Here is an 18,508-nt window from a genome sequence, read left to right as displayed (position 1 = left end):
TGTCAAATTATCACGAATATCCAAATTCTTCAAGATTCATACTAAAATACGGAAACTTATACCCCAAATATATAAATTTATCATCATACAAACAATTTGATTACTGCTCATGGTGATTTTATGAGAAACAATTCAGAAAAATTGACAGATTTTTTTAAATTCCTCTTGTATTTTAAGCTAATATGCACTATAATTAGAACATATTAATTCATCTTTTTGTTTAAAATTAATATTATATTGTGTCTAAGGAGGAAGACAGGATGGTTGAACTGATCGTAGGAAAGAAAGGCAAAGGCAAAACAAAAGTACTGTTAGACAAAGTGAACGGCGCAATTAAAGAAGCCAATGGCAGCATTGTTTACTTAGACAAAAGCACGAAACACATGTATGAACTGAATAACAAGGTTCGTCTGATCGACGTATCTGTCTATCCAATCAAGAATGCTGATGAATTTGTTGGATTTGTATGCGGTATTATTTCTCAGGATCACGATCTTGAGCAGGTTTATCTGGACAGTTTTCTTACAACAGCCAAATTGGAAGGCAAGGATGTCACCAGTGCACTTGATCAGCTGACTGCTATCGGAGAAAAATTTAAAGTAAAATTTATTATCAGTATGTCTCTTGATAAAGAAGAAGTTCCTGAAGCATATCAGGATAAGATTATTACAGCTTTATAATTCAATATCGGGATAGTCTTTTTTGGTTATTTATTAAATTACATAAGATGGGGAAAAAAGGAACTCTGCATGGGGGCAGGGTTCCTTTTCTTTTCATTTGCCGGTGTCAGCCAATACATCTGATACAATAATCATATATTCTTTTATAAGTCTCATCTGAATAATGTACACCATCATTTTTGTTATTGCTTATCCAGCCATATCTGCGCAGATAATTATTTGTATCTACATATGTGTAACATTTGTTACTTCCTGAACAAAGCTTATTATAAATCATTTTATTAATATTTCGAATCTGTTTTTCTGTACGAGCATAATAACCTCTGTAATTTCTTATCATTGCACTGTTTACAGGATTCACAGACATATAATACATATCACAGCCATACGAAGTCAGAACCTCAGAAACTTTCTTCATATAATTCGGATATTCACTGTAATTATTCAGGTCATTCACTCCAAGATTGATGACTACCGCCATTCTTGATTCAGCAGGCATTTCTTTCACCTGTTCCAGTAATTTATCAAATCCCGTCCGTCTGAACCATCCAAGTCCTTTTCCACCTTTACAGATAATACTAACATTTGAGGGGATAGTTTTTCTGAACGCATGCTTCATTCCCAGAAATCTGGAATCCCCCACAAACCATACATTGTCATAGTTTGATGATTGTCGGATTTTTGCAGGGGCTTTGTCCTGGTTCTTTCTGAATGTCACCATATAGTATACCGCATTTTTACGAGGTATGATATCATCTGCATAATAAGACGGTTTTTTTGTTTTTTTCTTTGACCGTGACCACCCAAGAAACATGTTACCATCTCTGGTATCTGCTGATGGAAATTTCTTTTTTCCTGAAAAATTTATCTTTTTCCATATTTTACCATCTGGCTTACATAACGTTACTGTATATTTTTTAACTGAATTCTTTTTAACTGCCGCTGAAACTAACTGTGTTCCCGCAAAAGTCAATACCACCATCAGGCAAAACACAGCAAGTCCAAGTACAGCTCCTGTCAGTAATTTCTTTAAATTTTCCCTTTTCATCACTATACTATTCTCCCACTAAACAACGCCATGTTAGTATATATAAAAGTTACAAAATCCTACGCAGCATTAACATTCTCAAGAAGGGAATTCATCTGCTGATAAAGCAGTTCTTTTGTAGATGCCCCCATTACAATAGAAACATACGGTGCACCATATGAATTCTGGCACAACAGTGCCAGACAATTTCCTGCAATACTTGTAGTTCCTGTTTTTCCTCCAAGAACTGTAATTCCCTTCGGAGCTGATGCCTCTCCTGTGAGATAATGGTCTGTTGCTGTAAGTGCCGTACTTACTTCCGAACCGTCACTATGCTTATAAGTTACGGTATAAGAAGGCAGCTGAGTAATCTCCGTAAACTCAGGATAATTCAGTGCTTCTTTTAGCATCAGGTAAATATCATATGGTGTCGTATAATGATTTTCATCCTGAAGTCCATGTGGATTGGTAAAATGTGTGCCTGTGCAGCCCAGCTGTGCTGCATATTCATTCATCATTGCAACAAAATTTTCTGTAGATCCGCCTATATGTGTTGCGATCGCTGAAGCAGCATCATTACCTGAATACACAAGCAGACAATGTACAAGCTGGTCCAGGGTAACCTGATCTCCTGCCTGAAAGCCCACTACCTGAGATCCCTCTTCGAGAGTAACGTTTTCTTCTGTAATAGTCACTGTATCATTCATATTTCCGTTTTTGAATGCAAGAAGCGCCGTGATAATCTTCGTAATACTGGCAGGGTATACTTTTTCATATGCTCCTTTTGCGTACAGAACAGATTTGTCATTCAAATCAAGCAGAAGACCTTCCTGGCTGTCTTCCAGTGATACCTGATCCAGCACCTGATCTCCGTTAACCACACAAAGGTCCTCCGCAAATGCAGCAGCACGCTGTTTTGTTTTTGCCGTATTCTGATACTGAAAATCATCAATAATATTGTAAGCCACTGCCGGAGTCGAAAGCGATCCGCCTTTCATAAGATAAAACAATACTCCCGCACCTGCAGCCATAAGCACCAGAAGAAGAACAAGTACAACTCTCTGAAATGCTTTTTTTCTCCGCCTTTTGCGGGCACGGATTATTGCACTGCGCCGCTGGTTCGGTTTTGATACATTATTTTTCATAAGTATTCCTCTTTCTGATCAATGGTTTTTTTCTGAATTTCTTTATTATAGGCGCTGCTCTGCAAACCTACATTCAATACAAGTCCCATTCCGATATACAGACTTACCAGTGAAGTAAGACCGTAACTTACAAACGGAAGCGGTGTTCCTGTATTTGGCGCCAGACCTGTTGCAACACATATATTCAGAAAGCTCTGCAAGGAAACCACACTGGCCATTCCACAGCATATGATCTTACCTGACAGATCTTTCGCCCTGAGGCTCATACGAATACATTCTATAGATATCGCAAGTAACAAAAAGACAATGGTTGTACAGCCTATAAATCCATATTCTTCTCCTGCAACAGCAAAAATAAAGTCTGTCTGGTTCTCAGATACAAAGTTACCATCATTAACAGAAGTAACATCTGTACTTCCAGATAATTTTTTTCCCATCAGTTCTCCCGACGCTATTGCTGTTTTGGAGTTATTCTGCTGTTCAATATCATCACTGTATTCCTCATTTTCCGGATACAGAAATGCCATAATACGTTTTCTCTGATAATCTTTGATCAGACTCTGATCCGGCTGCACAACAATGGCCAGAAAGATCACTACAAGTGGAATCATGATAAGGAATACTCCACCGATAACTTTATAGCTTAATCCTGCCACATAAATCAGTATGCAGAACACTCCAAGGATCATGATCGTATTTTTCATATCTGGCTGTTCATAGATCAGGAACAGCGGAATAGCAAGCAGTACAACTGCCTTTGCAAGCGTCCTCAATGTATTCAAATCTTCCTCATGATCCATAAAAAACCTGGCAAAAAACAGGATGATAATAATTTTCGACAGCTCTGTCGGCTGAAAACGGATAAAACCAAAGTCGATCCATCTGGCTGCACCGTTGGCTGAATCACCAAACAGACGTACAACAAGAAGGAGGACAATATTAAGACCATACATAATCCACTGAAAGTTAGATATCCAGGAATAATCCATCAGTGAAAGGATTACCATAATGATCAGGCCGAGGATAACACCTACTAGCTGTTTACTCTTCAGATCCTCCCTGGCAGTTCCTACAAGAACGATTCCAATCACACTGATTGCCAGAAGGAATAACACCAGTCTGAAATTATAAAAACGCAATTTATACTGTTTAATCATCTTTATCTTTATCCTTTTTCTGACATAACGGTATTTCCGCATGAAGAACTACCGGATTCTGTGAAATTCCGATACGTACCTGTTCTTCCTCTATTTTGACATATCGTTTTACCGTATGTATCAGATCGTTTCTTAACATTTTTATCATTTGCGGAGAGCAGTCGATCCGTTCAGAAACAAGAAGCATTTTCATTCTGTCCCTTGCATACCCTGCGGAACGGCCTTTTGCCTGAAAAAAAGTTCTCAAAAAACTCCCTCCCTGCTGATAAGCCTGCATTTACTTGTGAAAAATCGCACTCAGTCTCTGAAACATACCTTTTTTCTGTTGAAGTTCCATAAACGGTACTTCTTCTCCGAGCAGTCTTCTGCATATGTTTCTGTATTCTTCCTCAGCCTGTGATTTCTGTCCCGACAGAGGTTCTCCCTGGTTGGTAGAAACCACAATCTGTTCATCATCAAGAATCGTACCAATAAGATCTACTGCAAGAATTTCAGTAACGTCATCTACAGACATCATATCCCCTCGCGCGATCATATCCGGTCTGAGGCGGTTAATGATAAGATGAATGTCTCTGAGTCCACCAGCCTCCAGAAGACCGATAATGCGATCAGCATCTCTTATCGCCGATACTTCAGGAGTAGTTACAACTATAGCTTTTTCTGCTCCTGCAACAGCATTTCGAAATCCCTGCTCTATTCCTGCCGGGCAATCCAGGAGTACATAATCAAATTCCTCTGCCAGTTCTTCTGTCAGTTTGATCATCTGCTCCGGTGAAACTGCTGATTTGTCTTTTGTCTGCGCAGACGGCAGAAGATATAGATCCGGATGACGCTTGTCCCTGATCAGAGCCTGTTTAAGCCTGCAGTTCCCGTTTACAACATCTACCAGATTATAAACAATACGATTCTCAAGGCCAAGTACCACATCCAGATTGCGAAGGCCTATATCTGTATCTACTACTACTGTTTTTTTGTTCAGCATCGCAAGGCCTGTCCCAAGATTGGCAACTGTTGTTGTCTTACCAACTCCGCCTTTTCCGGATGTTATTACAATAACTTCTCCCATATTTTCAATTCCTCCTAAAAGATATGTTCCAGACCTCTGGTATTCTCTTCTGTACCCCATATACAGTACAGTGAATACTAAATTTCACTGTACTAGTCGTTGGAAGTATTACTGGTATCACTGGAGGCATAACCTGTCAGAATGGTATCTTCATCTGCAAGATTATAAATGTATTTCAGAATATCATTTGCAGTCAGACATGCATTACCTGAAGAATAACCATTGGTGATTCTTACAGCAAGTGCATACTCCGGCTGAGAGTCAGAGTCTGTAGTATATCCGATAAAAAGTCCATGGTTCGGATGATACACATCGATTTCCGCCGTACCTGTTTTACCGGAAAGAGTGACACCAAGGCCATTAAACTGTTCATGTGTTTCAACCACTCGTCTCATACCATCATGAATATCAGCCCAGACATTATCCGGGACATCACTCATGGTATTTTCAACGGAAGATCCATACTCTTTCAGAGTTTTCCCCTGTGAATCTGTAACTTTATTCAGCAGTGACAGGTCATAAACCGTACCCGAAGTTGCAAGCGCTGTGGCATATCTTGCAAGCTGACTTGTTGTAAAAAGGTGATTACCCTGTCCGATGTAGGATGGTACTGCTTTACTGTCAGATACATGAGGAGATGCCTCTGGAATTTCAATGCCTGTTTTCTGATCCAGACCAAATTCTGCCGCATATTTCTGCAGTTTTTCCAGACTGAGATTCTCTGAAAAATCTCCGTTTGAATTTTTTCCTGCCTGGAAACCAACCATATTAAAGAAATAGTTACATGACTGTTCAATAGCTGTTCTTACCTCCAATGCACCATGTCCCTGTCTGTTCCAGCACCAGATAGACGGTGTAACCAGATCAAATTCTCCCGTACACTCTATATATGTGTCGTCATCAATGATACCTTCCATCATACCAGTCACAGTTGACAAAAGTTTAAGTGTGGAACCAGGTGCCGTAGTCTGCTGTGTTGCTTTGTTAAAAAACGGGCTTGACTGATCCAGTGCGAGCTTTGCATAATAATCTGTATCCATATCATTGCTAAGGCGGTTATTGTCATATCCCGGATAAGATACACAGGCAAGTACTTTACCTGTTTTTACATCTGTAATAACAGCGGAGGCTGAACATGGAGCAAGTGCAAGCTGTGCAGGTTCTATTTCAAGATTTGAAATCTTATTGATCATAAAATCATATGCAGACATCGCACCGGAAGCAAGACTTTCATAACTGGAATCATCTTTTGAAAGAATTCCCTGTTCATACAGTACCAGGCATACTTCCTGTCCGGAAATCTGATCATTCATGATCAGATATTTATACAGAAGTTTTGAAAATCCTGCGTCTGTTTTAAGATAATCTGTAATATAGGCAGTCAGTGCCTGATAGATTTCTGCTGAATCCAGATATTCTCCTTTTGGTGAAATTGCAGAAATATCGATCCAGTTCTGACTGGCAGCATAATTCAGATAATCTTTCAGACTGATGGACTGATCATTTGCCCACGCCTGATAAGTGGCATCTGAAGTATCCACGGAATCTTTCTGTATCACGCCAAGCGTATCCCTCAATACTGTATTACAGATATAGGATAGATACTCCTGCACTTCTTCAGATTCATCTTTGAATGCCGGCGGATTATCTGTTGTTAATCTGTTAGTTATTGTATCAAAAACTTCCTGCTGCTTTTGTTGAAATCTGGCATATAAATTTTTTTCTGTATCCGACGCATTTTCGTCACTGAATTTGCTGATGTCTATCACACTGTTTGATATGAGTGCATTATAAACATCATATATCGGCACAACAATATGGCTGGCATCATTTTCACCCTTGTAATCATAGGTTTTAACTGCTGCTATCTTGTTTACAAGAATACCGGCAACCCTCTGTTTCAGGATCTGATATACAGCACTCTGCCAGTCCGCATCTACAGACATATAAACATCATTGCCTGCAACAGGTTCCACTGTTGTATTATCGTCAATTTTCAGCACCTTTCCAAGGTTATCGACAGTAACTGTCTCCTGGCCGTCTGTTCCCTGTAGATCCAGTTCCATATACTGCTCAATTCCTGCTTTTCCGATAATAGCATCATTAGAATAGTTGGAATTTTCTTTACGAAGCTGTTCCAGTTCATCTGAAGAAGCACGTCCTGTATATCCCAGAAGAGGCCCCATACTTTCATCATCAACATATTTACGTACAGAATCCTCCAGCACTTCAATACCCTGAAGTTCATTCTGATTTTCCATAACTGCAGCCACTGTGCTTTCACTTACATTTGTTGCAATAGTAACCGCCATATATTTCTGAAAGCTGTTTGTATTCAGCTCATAACGCATGATCGCAATGTCAAGGATTTCCTGTTTCGTCAGTTCCTGCGGAAGTCCATATTTTTCCAGTTCATCTGCTGTATATGCAGAATCACCATACAGTACAATAGAGAAGCCCTTACTGCCGCTGAGATAATCTACCATCTCCTCAGCTGTTGCTGCCGCTTCATCATCCGTAAGGTCATCAATAAGCGCATGGCCATAAACATCTGCCTTAAAACGTTTCAGCGTAAAGCCTTCCTGTACATCAAATACATAATTTCCATTTGCATCTACTTTTATATGAAAACTGTCTGAAAGAGAATCTCCGTTTTCTGAAAGGATTTTCAGGACCTTGTACGCAACACCATTCAATGTCAGATTCTTTTCCCTTGTAGAATCATAACTTCCGTTATCCTCAAATGTCAGAGAATATGATAACACATTGGAAGCGATCAGCTGATTATTTCTGTCGTAAATATTTCCTCTTGTACTTTTCAGTACACGCGTTTTTGTCGTACGTGACTGGAAAGCACTGATATAATTTTCGCCCTGTATGATCTGAAGCTGAAAAAGCTGTCTCACAAGCACAAATGCCATCAGTACAAATACGATCAGAAGCACCGATGTTCTTTTAAGCTGTATTTTTTTTAGTAATTTTTTTATTTTAGTACCCAAATTGACTCACTTTCTTTCCTGGTTGCACTCATAAAACAATGATTGATCTGATAAAAAATCCGATATACGATCAGTGTCAGAAATACTGTATAAAAAATTTCCGGAATAATTATCCTGTATATATAAGTAAAAAGTCCAAGTCTGCCTCTCAGCAGAAACTGGAGGGCATAAACTGCCAGATTAAAAAAAAGATCCATAACAGCTGTCAACAGCATGGGAACTTTTATATCATCATCATAGTATATACGAAATGCATATCCGCTGAAAAAACCAACATACATATAAATCAACGCATAAAAGCCAAAAAGGGATCCGTAAAACAGATCAACTAAAAGGCCACAGAAAAAGCCCGTCCACAGGCCGCTTTTACGCCCCCGCATAAGTCCCATGGATACACAAAGAATCAGCAGAAGATTCGGTGTGATGGAACCTATGGAAATAAGATGCATAACTGTAGACTGCATAAGGAAACAGACAATTATTGTAAAAAAGAGAACTATTTTACTTTTCATTGTTCATCTCCTTCCTCCTGAACTGCGTCCTGTTTGTTAGACGTTATCACAAATACGTCTTTCAGATGCTGGAAATCTACAGGTGTAACAATTGTACCTGTTTTTGTAAGGTTATTTGTATCCAGCTGGATATCACTTACATAGCCGATAAAAAGACCCTCGACATATTTTTCACTTATATTTGAAGTAACAATTCGTTCGCCTACTGTTACTTTATCATTCTGGTCATAAAGCTGGGTAAATCTGAGTTTCCCCTCATCGATCAGCTCCAGGTCACCTTCTACCACACAGGTATCATCTGTACCAACAGTCATTGCGCTGACATTGCTGCTGTCATCAATAATTGAACGTACAGTAGCCCAGCTGGTACCAACCTCTGTCACTATCCCAACAAGACCTTTCCCTGCAATGACATTATTATCTACCCTGATTCCATCTTTGCTTCCACGGTTGATCATAAAAGTATCATACCAGTTCCCGGGATCTTTGGAAATGATCCTGGCTGCGACTTTAGGATAGTCGGAATATTCTTCATCCAGCTTGTATAATTCTTCCAGTCTTGTCAGTTCTGCCTGATTCTGGATAAGTATATTATTCTGTTCAGTCAGTGTATCCACCGTATTCTGCAGTTCTTCATTCTGGCTTATCAAATCCTGTTTGTCATGAAATTCTTTTTCAAGATTGCCAAGCCATACTCCTATTGCCGACATGCTCTTTTCAAAAGGTACTACGATCATACCGGCTGCTTCCTGAAATGGTGCCGTCGTAATTCCTGAAGCAAGTGTTGCAACTGCTGCACTTCCACAGAAAAAAGTCATGATCACAAGCAAATGTTTACTTTTTAAATGTATACGAAATTGAAATTTCTTTTTCAGGTTTTTCATGTATCATACCCCTAAAAAATCATAATTATTGCTGCATACTTTCTTTGCAGTATTTTATAACTTACGTTGTTTAACAGGCTGTGCCCATTTCAGCAGTTCGCGGTCACGGATAATTTTTTCCAGTCCCTTTACTGTTGATGTTTCATATAAATCTGAAAGATTGAATGAAAATCCGGTATAACTAGCCAGATAATTATCTATGTAAGGAATTCTGGTGCTTCCGCCGGTAAGATAAATTCCCTCTCTGGAAATGTGATATGCAATCTGAGGTGGAATTCTCTCCAGAAATGTTTTCATTTCTGCTGCAATCTCATTTACACAGTCCATGATTCCCGCATTTACCACATATCCGGATATAATCTCCTCTCTTGGAAGTCCGGAAATACTGTCAATCCCTACCACCTTACGGGCATCCTTGTGCTGATCATTCAGACGTCCCATTGCAATCTTCAGACGTTTTCCGGTCCTGGTACCTATCTGCAGATTATATCTCTTACGTATTTCACTACAAATAGATTCATTCATCTGTCTGCCGCCGATTGGAATCTTTTTGGCAATAATGATCTTTCCCCCGGTTAGAATGGAAAACTGTGTACTCTGTGCCCCGATATTTACAATCATACTGCCTTCATTTTTCTGAAAATCAACTCCCATTGCAATTGCATCTGCAACAGGCGCCTCCACCATAAATACACGGTTTTTTCGAAGCCAGTGGCCATTTGCCACATAATAATATGCACGCTTTTCAACAGCAGTCATATCAAGTGGTATGGAAAAATACAAATCAGAACCCACTCCCAGGAATTTGTCTATTTTTTTCATCATACTGTACAGGGCAATCTCCTGTAGTTCCAGATTAGCTATCATACCAAAAGCCATCGGCGAATTTACAACGATATCAACAGGTGCCTTCTCAAACATATCGTATGCTTCATTGCCCACGGCTATAATCTTGCGTCCTTTGGATGCAATCATGTTTTTCTCGATGTAACTTTTATTTCTAAAAAATGAATAGACTTTAATACTGCTGCTTCCCAAGTCTATTCCATAGGTTTTTCTTAACAGCATAAAATGATCCCTTCATTATGGATATTCTCAGATCAGCCCTTCTTCTCTAAAGCTGACATATTTCTGATCTCCGATAATAATATGATCGATCAGATGAATACCCAACATTTCTCCAGCCTGAAAGACTCGTTCCGTAACCTCTCTGTCACATGTACTTGGTGTGGGATTGCCTCCCGGATGATTATGGACAAGAATCAGACTGACTGCATGATACTTCACTGCCTCAACAAAAATTTCTCTTGGAGTGACAAGTGTAGCATTTACGGTTCCCTTGGAAATAACAGAATCACCAAGGAAATGATTCTGATTGTCAAGCATCATACAGATCATCAGTTCCTGTTCCTGATGGCGGAGCTGTTCCATATAATAGGCTGCAATCGAATCCGGATTCCGAAAACTGAGTCCCGGCCTGGCTGCTGCCACAGCTATCCGCTTGGCAAGTTCACCAATGCATTTCAGCTGGACAGCCTTTACTGTACCAATACCATGTATCTTCTTCAGATCAGGCAGTGAACTGTGTATGATTCCCGGAAGACCGGGATAAGGAGTCTGCTCCATAAAATTCAAAATTTCATTTGCAAGTACAAGAGAACTTCTGCCCCTTGTTCCGCATCGGAGAATCACTGCAAGGAGTTCACTGTCACTGAGCGAATTCTCACCCTCCCTGACACATTTCTCATAAGGGCGTTCTGATTCCGGCATTTCTTTTATTGTCTGTTTCATTTCATTTACCTGCCGCTCTCTATGGCAAGATTCCTGAAAGAATCAAAACACATTTTAGCATAAAAAGAGGGAGATGTACACTCCCTCCTAAAAAATTCATAATTTTATCATTCTGTTGATCTATACAACATTTTGATCTATATCGGTCATCATGAGTAAAACTTATATTTACTACTAATCATCTCTGCGATCTTAATTCCGTCCATCGCAGCGGAAGTGATACCTCCTGCGTAACCGGCGCCTTCGCCGCATGGATAGATTCCGCCAATATTGGCCAGACCTGTTTTGTCTCGCACGATTCTCACAGGAGAGGAGGTACGGCTCTCCACGCCGCTTAAAAGCGCATCGTCACGGTCAAATCCTTCCAGCTTTCTGCCAAACGCAAGAATTCCCTCTTCTATGGAATCACCAATAGATTTCGGCAGTATTGAACGTACATCTGTAAGAACATATCCACCCTTCATCTGAGGCTCAACTTCTCCAAGATTTGTGCTTGCACGATGAGCCTTATAATCACCAAAAAGCTGTACCGGAATTTTGCCCTTTCCAAGCACCCAGGCAGCTTTTTCCAGATTTCTCTGGAACTGAACACCACCAAGCGGACCTTCCTCCGGAAAATCCTCAGGAGTGACTGTAACAATAAGCGCACTGTTTGCATTTTTACTGTCACGCGCCTGATAGCTCATCCCATTCACAGCCAGCATTCCAGGCTCTGAAGAAGCATTAACAACATATCCGCCCGGACACATGCAGAAAGAATAAACTCCACGGCCATTCTCGCATGTATGCGTTACTTTATAATTTGCAGCTCCGAGAAATTCATTTTCCTCCTCGCCGTAAAGATCATAATTGATCATCTTCTGCGGGTGTTCCATACGAAGTCCGACCGCAAAAGATTTCGGTTCCATAAAAATGCCTCTTTTATGGAGCATAGAAACAGTATCTCTGGCACTGTGGCCGAGTGCAAGAACACACACCTCTGTCGGAATGATTTCGTCACCATTCACTTCGATGGCTGTGAGCTTACCGTTCTCAATACGAAGATCTGTCAGTTTAGTCTCAAAACGGAAGCTTCCTCCCATCTCTTCGATCTGATAACGCAGAGTCTCAACAATTCCGATCAATACATCCGTACCTAAATGTGGCTTGTGCTGATAAATTATTTCCTTCGGAGCTCCGGCTTCTACAAATCGCTTCAATACTTCGTGATTACGTCCATTTTGGTCTTTGACAAGCGTATTCAGTTTGCCATCTGAAAAAGTTCCTGCACCGCCCTCTCCGAACTGTACATTGGAATCCGGATCCAGCACACCATCTTTCCAGAAATGGTCTACTGTCTCTTTACGTTTCTGAGCTTCCTGTCCACGCTCGATCACAAGCGGACGATAACCGGCTCTTGCCAGATACCATGCACAGAAAAGTCCTGCCGGACCACTTCCTACAACAACAGGCGAAACGTTCAGTTCTTCTGTGCCAGGCTCTGGAAACTGATATTCCTTCGGAGTGATTGACATAATATTATTATTGTGAACCTTGCGTAAAATCTTATTTTCTTCAGGTATTTTGACATCAACTGTATAAACGAACTTCTTATCGTCTTTATGCCTTGCATCCAGCGACTGTCTGATGATCTCGTACTCAAAAGCACCTTCAGCACATTTCAGCGTCCTGGCAATTTTTTTACGTAACTGCTCCGGTTTATGTCCCACCGGAAGCTTTAACTGCGTGATTCTAATCATAAATTCTCCTTTGCGCTGTATAAGCCGGCCACAGCACCACTTGACCATGCCCACTGAAGATTATAACCACCACACGGCCCGTCAATATCGAGCAGTTCTCCGGCAAAATAAAGGCCTCTGTGCAGCAATGATTCCAGAGTTTTAGTATTCACCTGTGTTGTATCAATGCCTCCTGAGCAGATCTGTGCCTGTTCAAATCCTGTACTTGCCTTTACTTCCAGCGTATATTCTGTGATCGTCTGACAAAGATCAGATTTTTGTTTATGAAACATTTTGATCAGCTTGTCCGGCAGAAGTCCAAGAAGAAGTTCTGCATCTGACTGATACGGACATAGTTCTCTTCTTTTTTCCAGACATTTCTTCAGTGATTCCTTCGTGTATTCAGGAAGGAAATTCACAGAAAGGCTTACTCTTCTTCCATCATCAAGTGCACGGATTGCAAAGCGGCTCAGCTGAAATACAGGAATACCAGATACACCATAATCAGTAAGCTGAACTTCCCCGCTTTCTTTCAGGAGCACCTGTCCGTCGATTTTCAGAGACACCTCTGCATCAGTACGGATGCCTGCCCAGGCTGAAAAATTATTACCTTTACACTTAAGTCCGGTAAGAGCGGGAAGTGGACTGATGATCCGATATCCCAGCCTTTTTGCAATCTCATAACCGCTGCCGTCAGAGCCAGGAACCTGTGAAGCTTTTGAACCGTTTGCAAGGATCACCCGATCACCCTCATACATCCAGCCCGAAGTTTTTGCCTTCCATCGACCGTTTTCAAAAGAAACAGCTTCCACTTTTTCTCTGGTTTTGATCTTGACTTTTAAGGCTCTGCATTTTAGAACAAGGAGCTCCGTGATACATTTGGCCTGATTACTTCTCGGATAAAGCCAGCCCTTACGGTCAGTAAAAGCAACACCAATCTCTTCAAAAAAATCTATCGTATTTTCCAGTGTAAACTGATCCAGAACGCTCTCAACTATTTCAGGATGTTCACCCCGAAATATCTCAGGGCGCATATCTTTATTGGTAAGATTACATCTTCCGTTACCGGTTACGCATATCTTGCGTCCCGGATTCTCGTTCTGTTCAAGAACCGTGACTGCGGCACCATTTTGCGCTGCAATGACTGCTGCCATAAGGCCTGAAGCTCCGCCTCCGACAACGATCACCTGTAGTTTGTCGCCCATTTTATTATCCTCAAAGATTTAAAGAGTTACGATTTTTGCATCAACAAGCTTCTGAAGTGACATCAAAACACCGAATTTGGCATGCTCCCAGGTAAGTCCTCCCTGAAAATATGCAGCATACGGTGGTTTCAGCGGCCCGTCTGCGGAAAGTTCAATAGAAGATCCCTGTACAAATGCACCTGCTGCCATAATAACTTTACTGTCATAACCTGGCATATCCCACGGTTCCGGAGCAACATAGCTGTCTACAGGAGCTGCTGCCTGGATTCCCTGACAAAATGCAATAAGACCTTCAGGTGTACCAAATGTAACCGCCTGAATGATATCCTGACGAGGTTCGCTTCCGTTCGGAATTACCGGAAATCCGAGTTTTTCATAAATATTAGCTGCAAAAACAGCGCCCTTTAGAGCCCCCTTTGTCACCATCGGTGCAAGGAAGAATCCCTGATAGAAAGAACGGTTCACACCAAGGGAGGCTCCGACTTCCATTCCAAGTCCCGGACATGTCATACGGGTTGCCGCATTTTCAACACATTCTTTAGTTCCTGCGATATATCCGCCAATTGGCGCAAGACCACCGCCCGGATTTTTAATAAGAGAACCGACGATCATATCTGCACCAACATCACTTGGCTCCACAGTATCAACAAATTCTCCATAGCAGTTATCTACCATACAGATCACATCCGGTTTAATACTCTTGACAAATGCGATCAATTCTCCGATCTGCTGCACTGAATAAGAAGGACGTGTCTGATATCCTTTGGAACGCTGGATTTCAACAAGTCTGGTCTTTTCATTGATTGCAGCACAAATGGCATCATAATCAAAAGTATTATCTTCTTTGAGATCAACCTGCTTATAAGTAACACCATATTCTGCAAGAGAGCCTCTGGACGGACGGATACCGATTACTTCTTCAAGAGTATCATATGGTTTTCCTGCCGGTGCAAGGATCTCATCTCCCGGACGAAGATTTCCAAAAAGAGCAATTGCAAGCGCATGTGTACCACAGGTGATCTGAGAACGGATCAGGCATGCCTCGGTATGGAAAGTATCTGCATAGACTTTTTCAAGAGTATCACGTCCATAATCATCATATCCGTATCCTGATGAGGACTGGAAACACTCAGCACTTACTTTGTTTTTCTGCATAGCCATCAGTACTTTAAGCTGATTGTATTCTGCTATTCTGTCAAATTCTGCAAATCTCTCTTTTAAAGCTTCCTCTATCTTAGCTCCAAAATCATAAACCTGAGAAGATATCCCAAGCTGTTCATAAAGTTCTTTCATTTTAAATCAAATTCCTTTCCCTGCAAATATTTACCATATAATCCAGGATTTCTTTTTCATCCCAGTTGAATTTATCCTTATCGACCCAGATCACATCCGATTCACGACGGAACCATGTAAGCTGTCTTTTTGCAAAATGTCTTGTATCTCTTTTAAGAATACGCACCGCTTCTTCCAGAGGATATACGCCATCCAGATAATCAAGTATCTCTTTATATCCAAGTCCCTGCATAGAAACCATGCCCCGATGGCAACCTTCATTTTTAAGGTCTTCTACTTCTTTGATCAAACCCTCATCCATCATCTGATCCACTCGTTTATCAATTCTCTCATAGAGAATATCTCTCGGTGCATTCAAAACAAAATATGCCAGATCATACGGACTTGTCTGTTTTTTCTGCTCCTCATTGTGAGCCGAGATTGGAGTTCCGTTCTGATGATAAAATTCAAGTGCACGGATCACTCGTTTAACATTATTCGCATGAATCGCATCAGCACTTGCCGGATCAACCTTACGAAGCATATCATGCAGAAATTCCGCACCTTTTTCCTCAGCCAGAGCCTCTAGCTCTGTTCGATACGTATTTTCCTGCTGCGCCTCTGTAAAATCAATATCTCTGGTTACAGCCTGGATATAAAATCCGGTTCCTCCTACGAGAATCGGGATTTTTCCCTTAGCATAGATTTTTTCCATGGCTTCTTTTGCCATCTGCTGAAATTTCACAATATGAAATTCTTCTTCAGGCTCCAGAACATCCACCAGATAATGCTTCACACCCTGCATTTCTTCCGGACGGATCTTCGCTGAACCAATATCCATTTTTTTATATACCTGCATGGAATCGGCAGATATGATTTCACCATTTACAGCTTTTGCCAGTGAAATAGAAAGACTTGTTTTTCCCACTGCTGTAGGACCCGTCAGCACGATCAATGGTTTTTTCATTTCCGCCTCCTATACAATTCTCTTAAATTTCTTTTCCAGTTCAGTCCTTGTCATTGCAATAATAGTAGGACGTCCATGAGGACAATGGTACGGATTTTCCAGCGTCAGGAGTTCATCAATCAGTTTCTCAGCCTCCTGAACAGACATTGCATGATTTCCCTTTACCGCTGCCTTGCATGCCATAGTTGCAATTCTTGAGGCAAAAATATCAAGTGCATCTTTACTGTTATTTGCAGCCAGGTTATCAAGCATCTCCAGAAAAAGATTTTCTTCCGTAAGGCCATACAAATTAGAAGGCACTGCGCTCACACAGTATTCTCTTCCTCCAAAATTCTCAATTTCAAATCCAAACTGTCTGAAATAATCCGTATTTGCTTTCAGGACTTCCTCTTCCTGCATACTCAGGGAAATGATCAGCGGTGGATTCAGGTATTGTGAATCAATAGAATGTTCCCTGAATTGTTTCACAAGTCGTTCATAATATACTTTTTCATGAGCCGCATGCTGGTCAATAATATAAAAATTATCCCCAAACTGCACCAGCCAGTAAGTGTCAAATATCTGTCCGATCAGATCAATACGACTTCGTGATTCCGGTGCAAGCAGCTTCTCCTCAAAAAGTTCTAACTGCTTCGGTGCCGGTTCTTCCTGTACTTCCGGTTTCTTCTGTAGTTCTTCCTGCACTTCAGGTTCTTTCTCCTGAAGCTTTGGTGCTTCTGCCTGCTTTGAAATTTCTGACAGTTTTCTCTCTTCATCCCGTTTCTGGTTTTCTCTGAGAGTTCCGCTGAACATCTCTTCTTCATCTTTCGTAAACGCAGCCGTCCTGGGCTCATCTGTCACCGATCCCACATGAGAAACCACAGTAGTTTTACCAGTAGATTCTACTGGGCGATACGGTGCTGATGGTTCTTTAAGCACAGAAACTGGTGTTTCTTTCTCCAGATTGCTTTCCACCGGTTTTGCACTCTTTTGTGCTTCATACAATACCTCCCGGCGTTTCTGCTCAAAAGGTTCTGGAACCTGGACTGATTTTACAGTTTCCTTTTTATCTCCGTGTTCTGTGTGATCAGGGCCTGCCGAAACCTTTGGTATCATCTCCCGTCTTGTAAGCGCACCTCTGACAGCATCGTAAATGATATCATAAACTTCCTGTTCCCTGGCAAAACGCACTTCTCTTTTTGCAGGATGAACATTTACATCGAGATCATTTCCTTCCATTTCCATTCTGAGTGAAACAAATGGAAACTTGTGCTGCATCAGAAATCCTCTGTAAGCGTTTTCTATGGCTTTTGTGATAATATTATTTTTTACATAACGGCCATTGATATAATAATTTTCAAAAGAACGGTTCCCTCTGGCAATTTCCGGCTTTCCAATAAAACCGACAATTTTCATAAACTGATTTTCAACAGAAACTTCCAGCAGAGCTTTTGCAATATCCCTTCCATAAACACTGTAAATCACATCTTTGACACTGTAATTTCCAGATGTATGAAGTTTCACCTGTTTGTTCTGTATATATTTAAATGATATTTCAGGATGGGAAAGAGCAAGTTGTTCCATCATTGTATGAATATAATTTGCTTCTGTCATATCCGCCTTCAGAAATTTGCTTCTCGCAGGAGTATTATAAAAAAGATTTCTTACCAGAAATGTCGTTCCATCCGGTGCGCCAAGTTCCTCAAGTGAATGCTCAACACCACCTTCTATAACATATCTGGAACCACTGACCGCTGCAGGTGTTTTCGTGATCAGTTCCACCTGAGACACCGCCGCAATACTGGAAAGTGCCTCACCACGGAATCCCAGTGAAGCAATATGCTCCAGATCTTCTACTTTTTCGATTTTACTTGTAGCATGTCTGAGGAACGCAAGCGGAATCTGATCTGCCTCCATTCCAGCTCCATTGTCGGTGATACGGATCAGTTTCTTTCCACCGTCTGTTATTTCCACAGTAACCGCAGTAGCTCCTGCATCAATAGCGTTTTCCACCAGTTCTTTTACTACAGAAGAAGGGCGCTCTACAACTTCTCCTGCTGCGATCTTATCAATAGTATTCTGATCCAAAACTGCAATTTTTCTCAA

At 41.0% G+C, this 18,508-nt stretch carries 16 protein-coding genes; 1 reads left to right on the top strand and 15 read right to left on the bottom strand.

The window, feature by feature from the left end:
- The first annotated feature begins 260 nt into the window (after positions 1 to 260).
- Positions 261 to 680: a twitching motility protein PilT gene (locus ACTNB8_RS00280; RefSeq protein WP_441051239.1), complete on the top strand. Its 420-nt coding sequence runs from the start codon at positions 261 to 263 to the stop codon at positions 678 to 680.
- 106 nt (positions 681 to 786) lie between these two features.
- On the opposite strand, the gene ACTNB8_RS00275 is transcribed toward ACTNB8_RS00280, so the two are convergent.
- The 15 genes from ACTNB8_RS00275 to mutL all read right to left on the bottom strand — a co-directional run bounded on the left by ACTNB8_RS00275 (position 787) and on the right by mutL (position 18,508).
- Positions 787 to 1,728, bottom strand: coding sequence for an SGNH/GDSL hydrolase family protein (locus ACTNB8_RS00275; protein ID WP_441051237.1), 942 nt, complete (start codon positions 1,726 to 1,728; stop codon positions 787 to 789).
- 59 nt (positions 1,729 to 1,787) lie between these two features.
- Positions 1,788 to 2,852 carry a D-alanyl-D-alanine carboxypeptidase family protein gene (locus ACTNB8_RS00270; RefSeq protein ID WP_441051234.1) on the bottom strand — a complete coding sequence of 355 codons (1,065 nt, stop codon included), beginning with the start codon at positions 2,850 to 2,852 and terminating at the stop codon, positions 1,788 to 1,790.
- Entirely contained in the window at positions 2,849 to 4,009 is a 1,161-nt protein-coding gene (locus ACTNB8_RS00265) for an FtsW/RodA/SpoVE family cell cycle protein (RefSeq protein WP_441051231.1), read from the bottom strand. Before ACTNB8_RS00265 ends, ACTNB8_RS00270 begins: the two co-directional genes overlap by 4 nt.
- Complete coding sequence (gene minE / locus ACTNB8_RS00260) at positions 4,002 to 4,256, bottom strand: cell division topological specificity factor MinE (RefSeq protein WP_296157300.1); 255 nt, start codon at positions 4,254 to 4,256, stop codon at positions 4,002 to 4,004. Before minE ends, ACTNB8_RS00265 begins: the two co-directional genes overlap by 8 nt.
- A 30-nt stretch (positions 4,257 to 4,286) precedes the next feature.
- Positions 4,287 to 5,075 (bottom strand): septum site-determining protein MinD, encoded by a 789-nt coding sequence (minD, locus tag ACTNB8_RS00255; protein WP_441051228.1) that lies wholly within the window; start codon positions 5,073 to 5,075, stop codon positions 4,287 to 4,289.
- A 92-nt stretch (positions 5,076 to 5,167) separates the two neighbouring features.
- Positions 5,168 to 8,074, bottom strand: coding sequence for a penicillin-binding transpeptidase domain-containing protein (locus tag ACTNB8_RS00250; RefSeq protein WP_441051225.1), 2,907 nt, complete (start codon positions 8,072 to 8,074; stop codon positions 5,168 to 5,170).
- Positions 8,059 to 8,586 carry a rod shape-determining protein MreD gene (gene mreD / locus ACTNB8_RS00245; protein ID WP_441051222.1) on the bottom strand — a complete coding sequence of 176 codons (528 nt, stop codon included), beginning with the start codon at positions 8,584 to 8,586 and terminating at the stop codon, positions 8,059 to 8,061. Before mreD ends, ACTNB8_RS00250 begins: the two co-directional genes overlap by 16 nt.
- On the bottom strand, positions 8,583 to 9,470 hold the full coding sequence (mreC, locus tag ACTNB8_RS00240) for a rod shape-determining protein MreC (RefSeq protein ID WP_441051220.1): 888 nt from the start codon (positions 9,468 to 9,470) through the stop codon (positions 8,583 to 8,585). The genes mreD and mreC overlap by 4 nt, the downstream gene beginning before the upstream one ends.
- A gap of 54 nt (positions 9,471 to 9,524) precedes the next feature.
- Complete coding sequence (locus tag ACTNB8_RS00235) at positions 9,525 to 10,538, bottom strand: rod shape-determining protein (protein ID WP_441051218.1); 1,014 nt, start codon at positions 10,536 to 10,538, stop codon at positions 9,525 to 9,527.
- Positions 10,539 to 10,565: 27 nt separating this feature from the next.
- Positions 10,566 to 11,261, bottom strand: coding sequence for a RadC family protein (radC, locus tag ACTNB8_RS00230; RefSeq protein WP_441051215.1), 696 nt, complete (start codon positions 11,259 to 11,261; stop codon positions 10,566 to 10,568).
- Between the two features lie 149 nt (positions 11,262 to 11,410).
- Positions 11,411 to 13,000, bottom strand: coding sequence for an NAD(P)/FAD-dependent oxidoreductase (locus tag ACTNB8_RS00225; protein WP_441051213.1), 1,590 nt, complete (start codon positions 12,998 to 13,000; stop codon positions 11,411 to 11,413).
- Positions 12,997 to 14,184: an NAD(P)/FAD-dependent oxidoreductase gene (locus tag ACTNB8_RS00220; protein ID WP_441051210.1), complete on the bottom strand. Its 1,188-nt coding sequence runs from the start codon at positions 14,182 to 14,184 to the stop codon at positions 12,997 to 12,999. The genes ACTNB8_RS00225 and ACTNB8_RS00220 overlap by 4 nt, the downstream gene beginning before the upstream one ends.
- 18 nt (positions 14,185 to 14,202) lie before the next feature.
- On the bottom strand, positions 14,203 to 15,477 hold the full coding sequence (locus ACTNB8_RS00215) for an aminotransferase class I/II-fold pyridoxal phosphate-dependent enzyme (protein ID WP_441051208.1): 1,275 nt from the start codon (positions 15,475 to 15,477) through the stop codon (positions 14,203 to 14,205).
- A 1-nt stretch (position 15,478) separates the two neighbouring features.
- Positions 15,479 to 16,423 carry a tRNA (adenosine(37)-N6)-dimethylallyltransferase MiaA gene (gene miaA, locus ACTNB8_RS00210; protein WP_441051206.1) on the bottom strand — a complete coding sequence of 315 codons (945 nt, stop codon included), beginning with the start codon at positions 16,421 to 16,423 and terminating at the stop codon, positions 15,479 to 15,481.
- A 9-nt stretch (positions 16,424 to 16,432) separates the two neighbouring features.
- Positions 16,433 to 18,508 carry a DNA mismatch repair endonuclease MutL gene (mutL, locus tag ACTNB8_RS00205; protein ID WP_441051205.1) on the bottom strand — a complete coding sequence of 692 codons (2,076 nt, stop codon included), beginning with the start codon at positions 18,506 to 18,508 and terminating at the stop codon, positions 16,433 to 16,435.

The organism is Blautia sp. HCP28S3_G10 (assembly GCF_052065235.1).
Lineage (GTDB): Bacteria > Bacillota > Clostridia > Lachnospirales > Lachnospiraceae > Blautia_A.
The sequence above is the reverse complement of the archived record's forward strand: the minus strand, read 5'-3'. Positions and strand labels throughout refer to the sequence as shown.

Excerpts from the sequence above, each read along its gene's own strand:
- ACTNB8_RS00220 (WP_441051210.1), bottom strand. The coding sequence starts at position 14,184 with ATGGGCGACAAACTACAGGTGATCGTTGTCGGAGGCGGAGCTTCAGGC.
- ACTNB8_RS00275 (WP_441051237.1), bottom strand. The coding sequence starts at position 1,728 with ATGAAAAGGGAAAATTTAAAGAAATTACTGACAGGAGCTGTACTTGGA.
- ACTNB8_RS00270 (WP_441051234.1), bottom strand. The coding sequence starts at position 2,852 with ATGAAAAATAATGTATCAAAACCGAACCAGCGGCGCAGTGCAATAATC.
- minD (WP_441051228.1), bottom strand. The coding sequence starts at position 5,075 with ATGGGAGAAGTTATTGTAATAACATCCGGAAAAGGCGGAGTTGGTAAG.
- miaA (WP_441051206.1), bottom strand. The coding sequence starts at position 16,423 with ATGAAAAAACCATTGATCGTGCTGACGGGTCCTACAGCAGTGGGAAAA.
- ACTNB8_RS00265 (WP_441051231.1), bottom strand. The coding sequence starts at position 4,009 with ATGATTAAACAGTATAAATTGCGTTTTTATAATTTCAGACTGGTGTTA.
- ACTNB8_RS00235 (WP_441051218.1), bottom strand. The coding sequence starts at position 10,538 with ATGCTGTTAAGAAAAACCTATGGAATAGACTTGGGAAGCAGCAGTATT.
- mreD (WP_441051222.1), bottom strand. The coding sequence starts at position 8,586 with ATGAAAAGTAAAATAGTTCTCTTTTTTACAATAATTGTCTGTTTCCTT.
- mreC (WP_441051220.1), bottom strand. The coding sequence starts at position 9,470 with ATGAAAAACCTGAAAAAGAAATTTCAATTTCGTATACATTTAAAAAGT.
- ACTNB8_RS00225 (WP_441051213.1), bottom strand. The coding sequence starts at position 13,000 with ATGATTAGAATCACGCAGTTAAAGCTTCCGGTGGGACATAAACCGGAG.
- ACTNB8_RS00215 (WP_441051208.1), bottom strand. The coding sequence starts at position 15,477 with ATGAAAGAACTTTATGAACAGCTTGGGATATCTTCTCAGGTTTATGAT.
- radC (WP_441051215.1), bottom strand. The coding sequence starts at position 11,261 with ATGAAACAGACAATAAAAGAAATGCCGGAATCAGAACGCCCTTATGAG.
- ACTNB8_RS00280 (WP_441051239.1), top strand. The coding sequence starts at position 261 with ATGGTTGAACTGATCGTAGGAAAGAAAGGCAAAGGCAAAACAAAAGTA.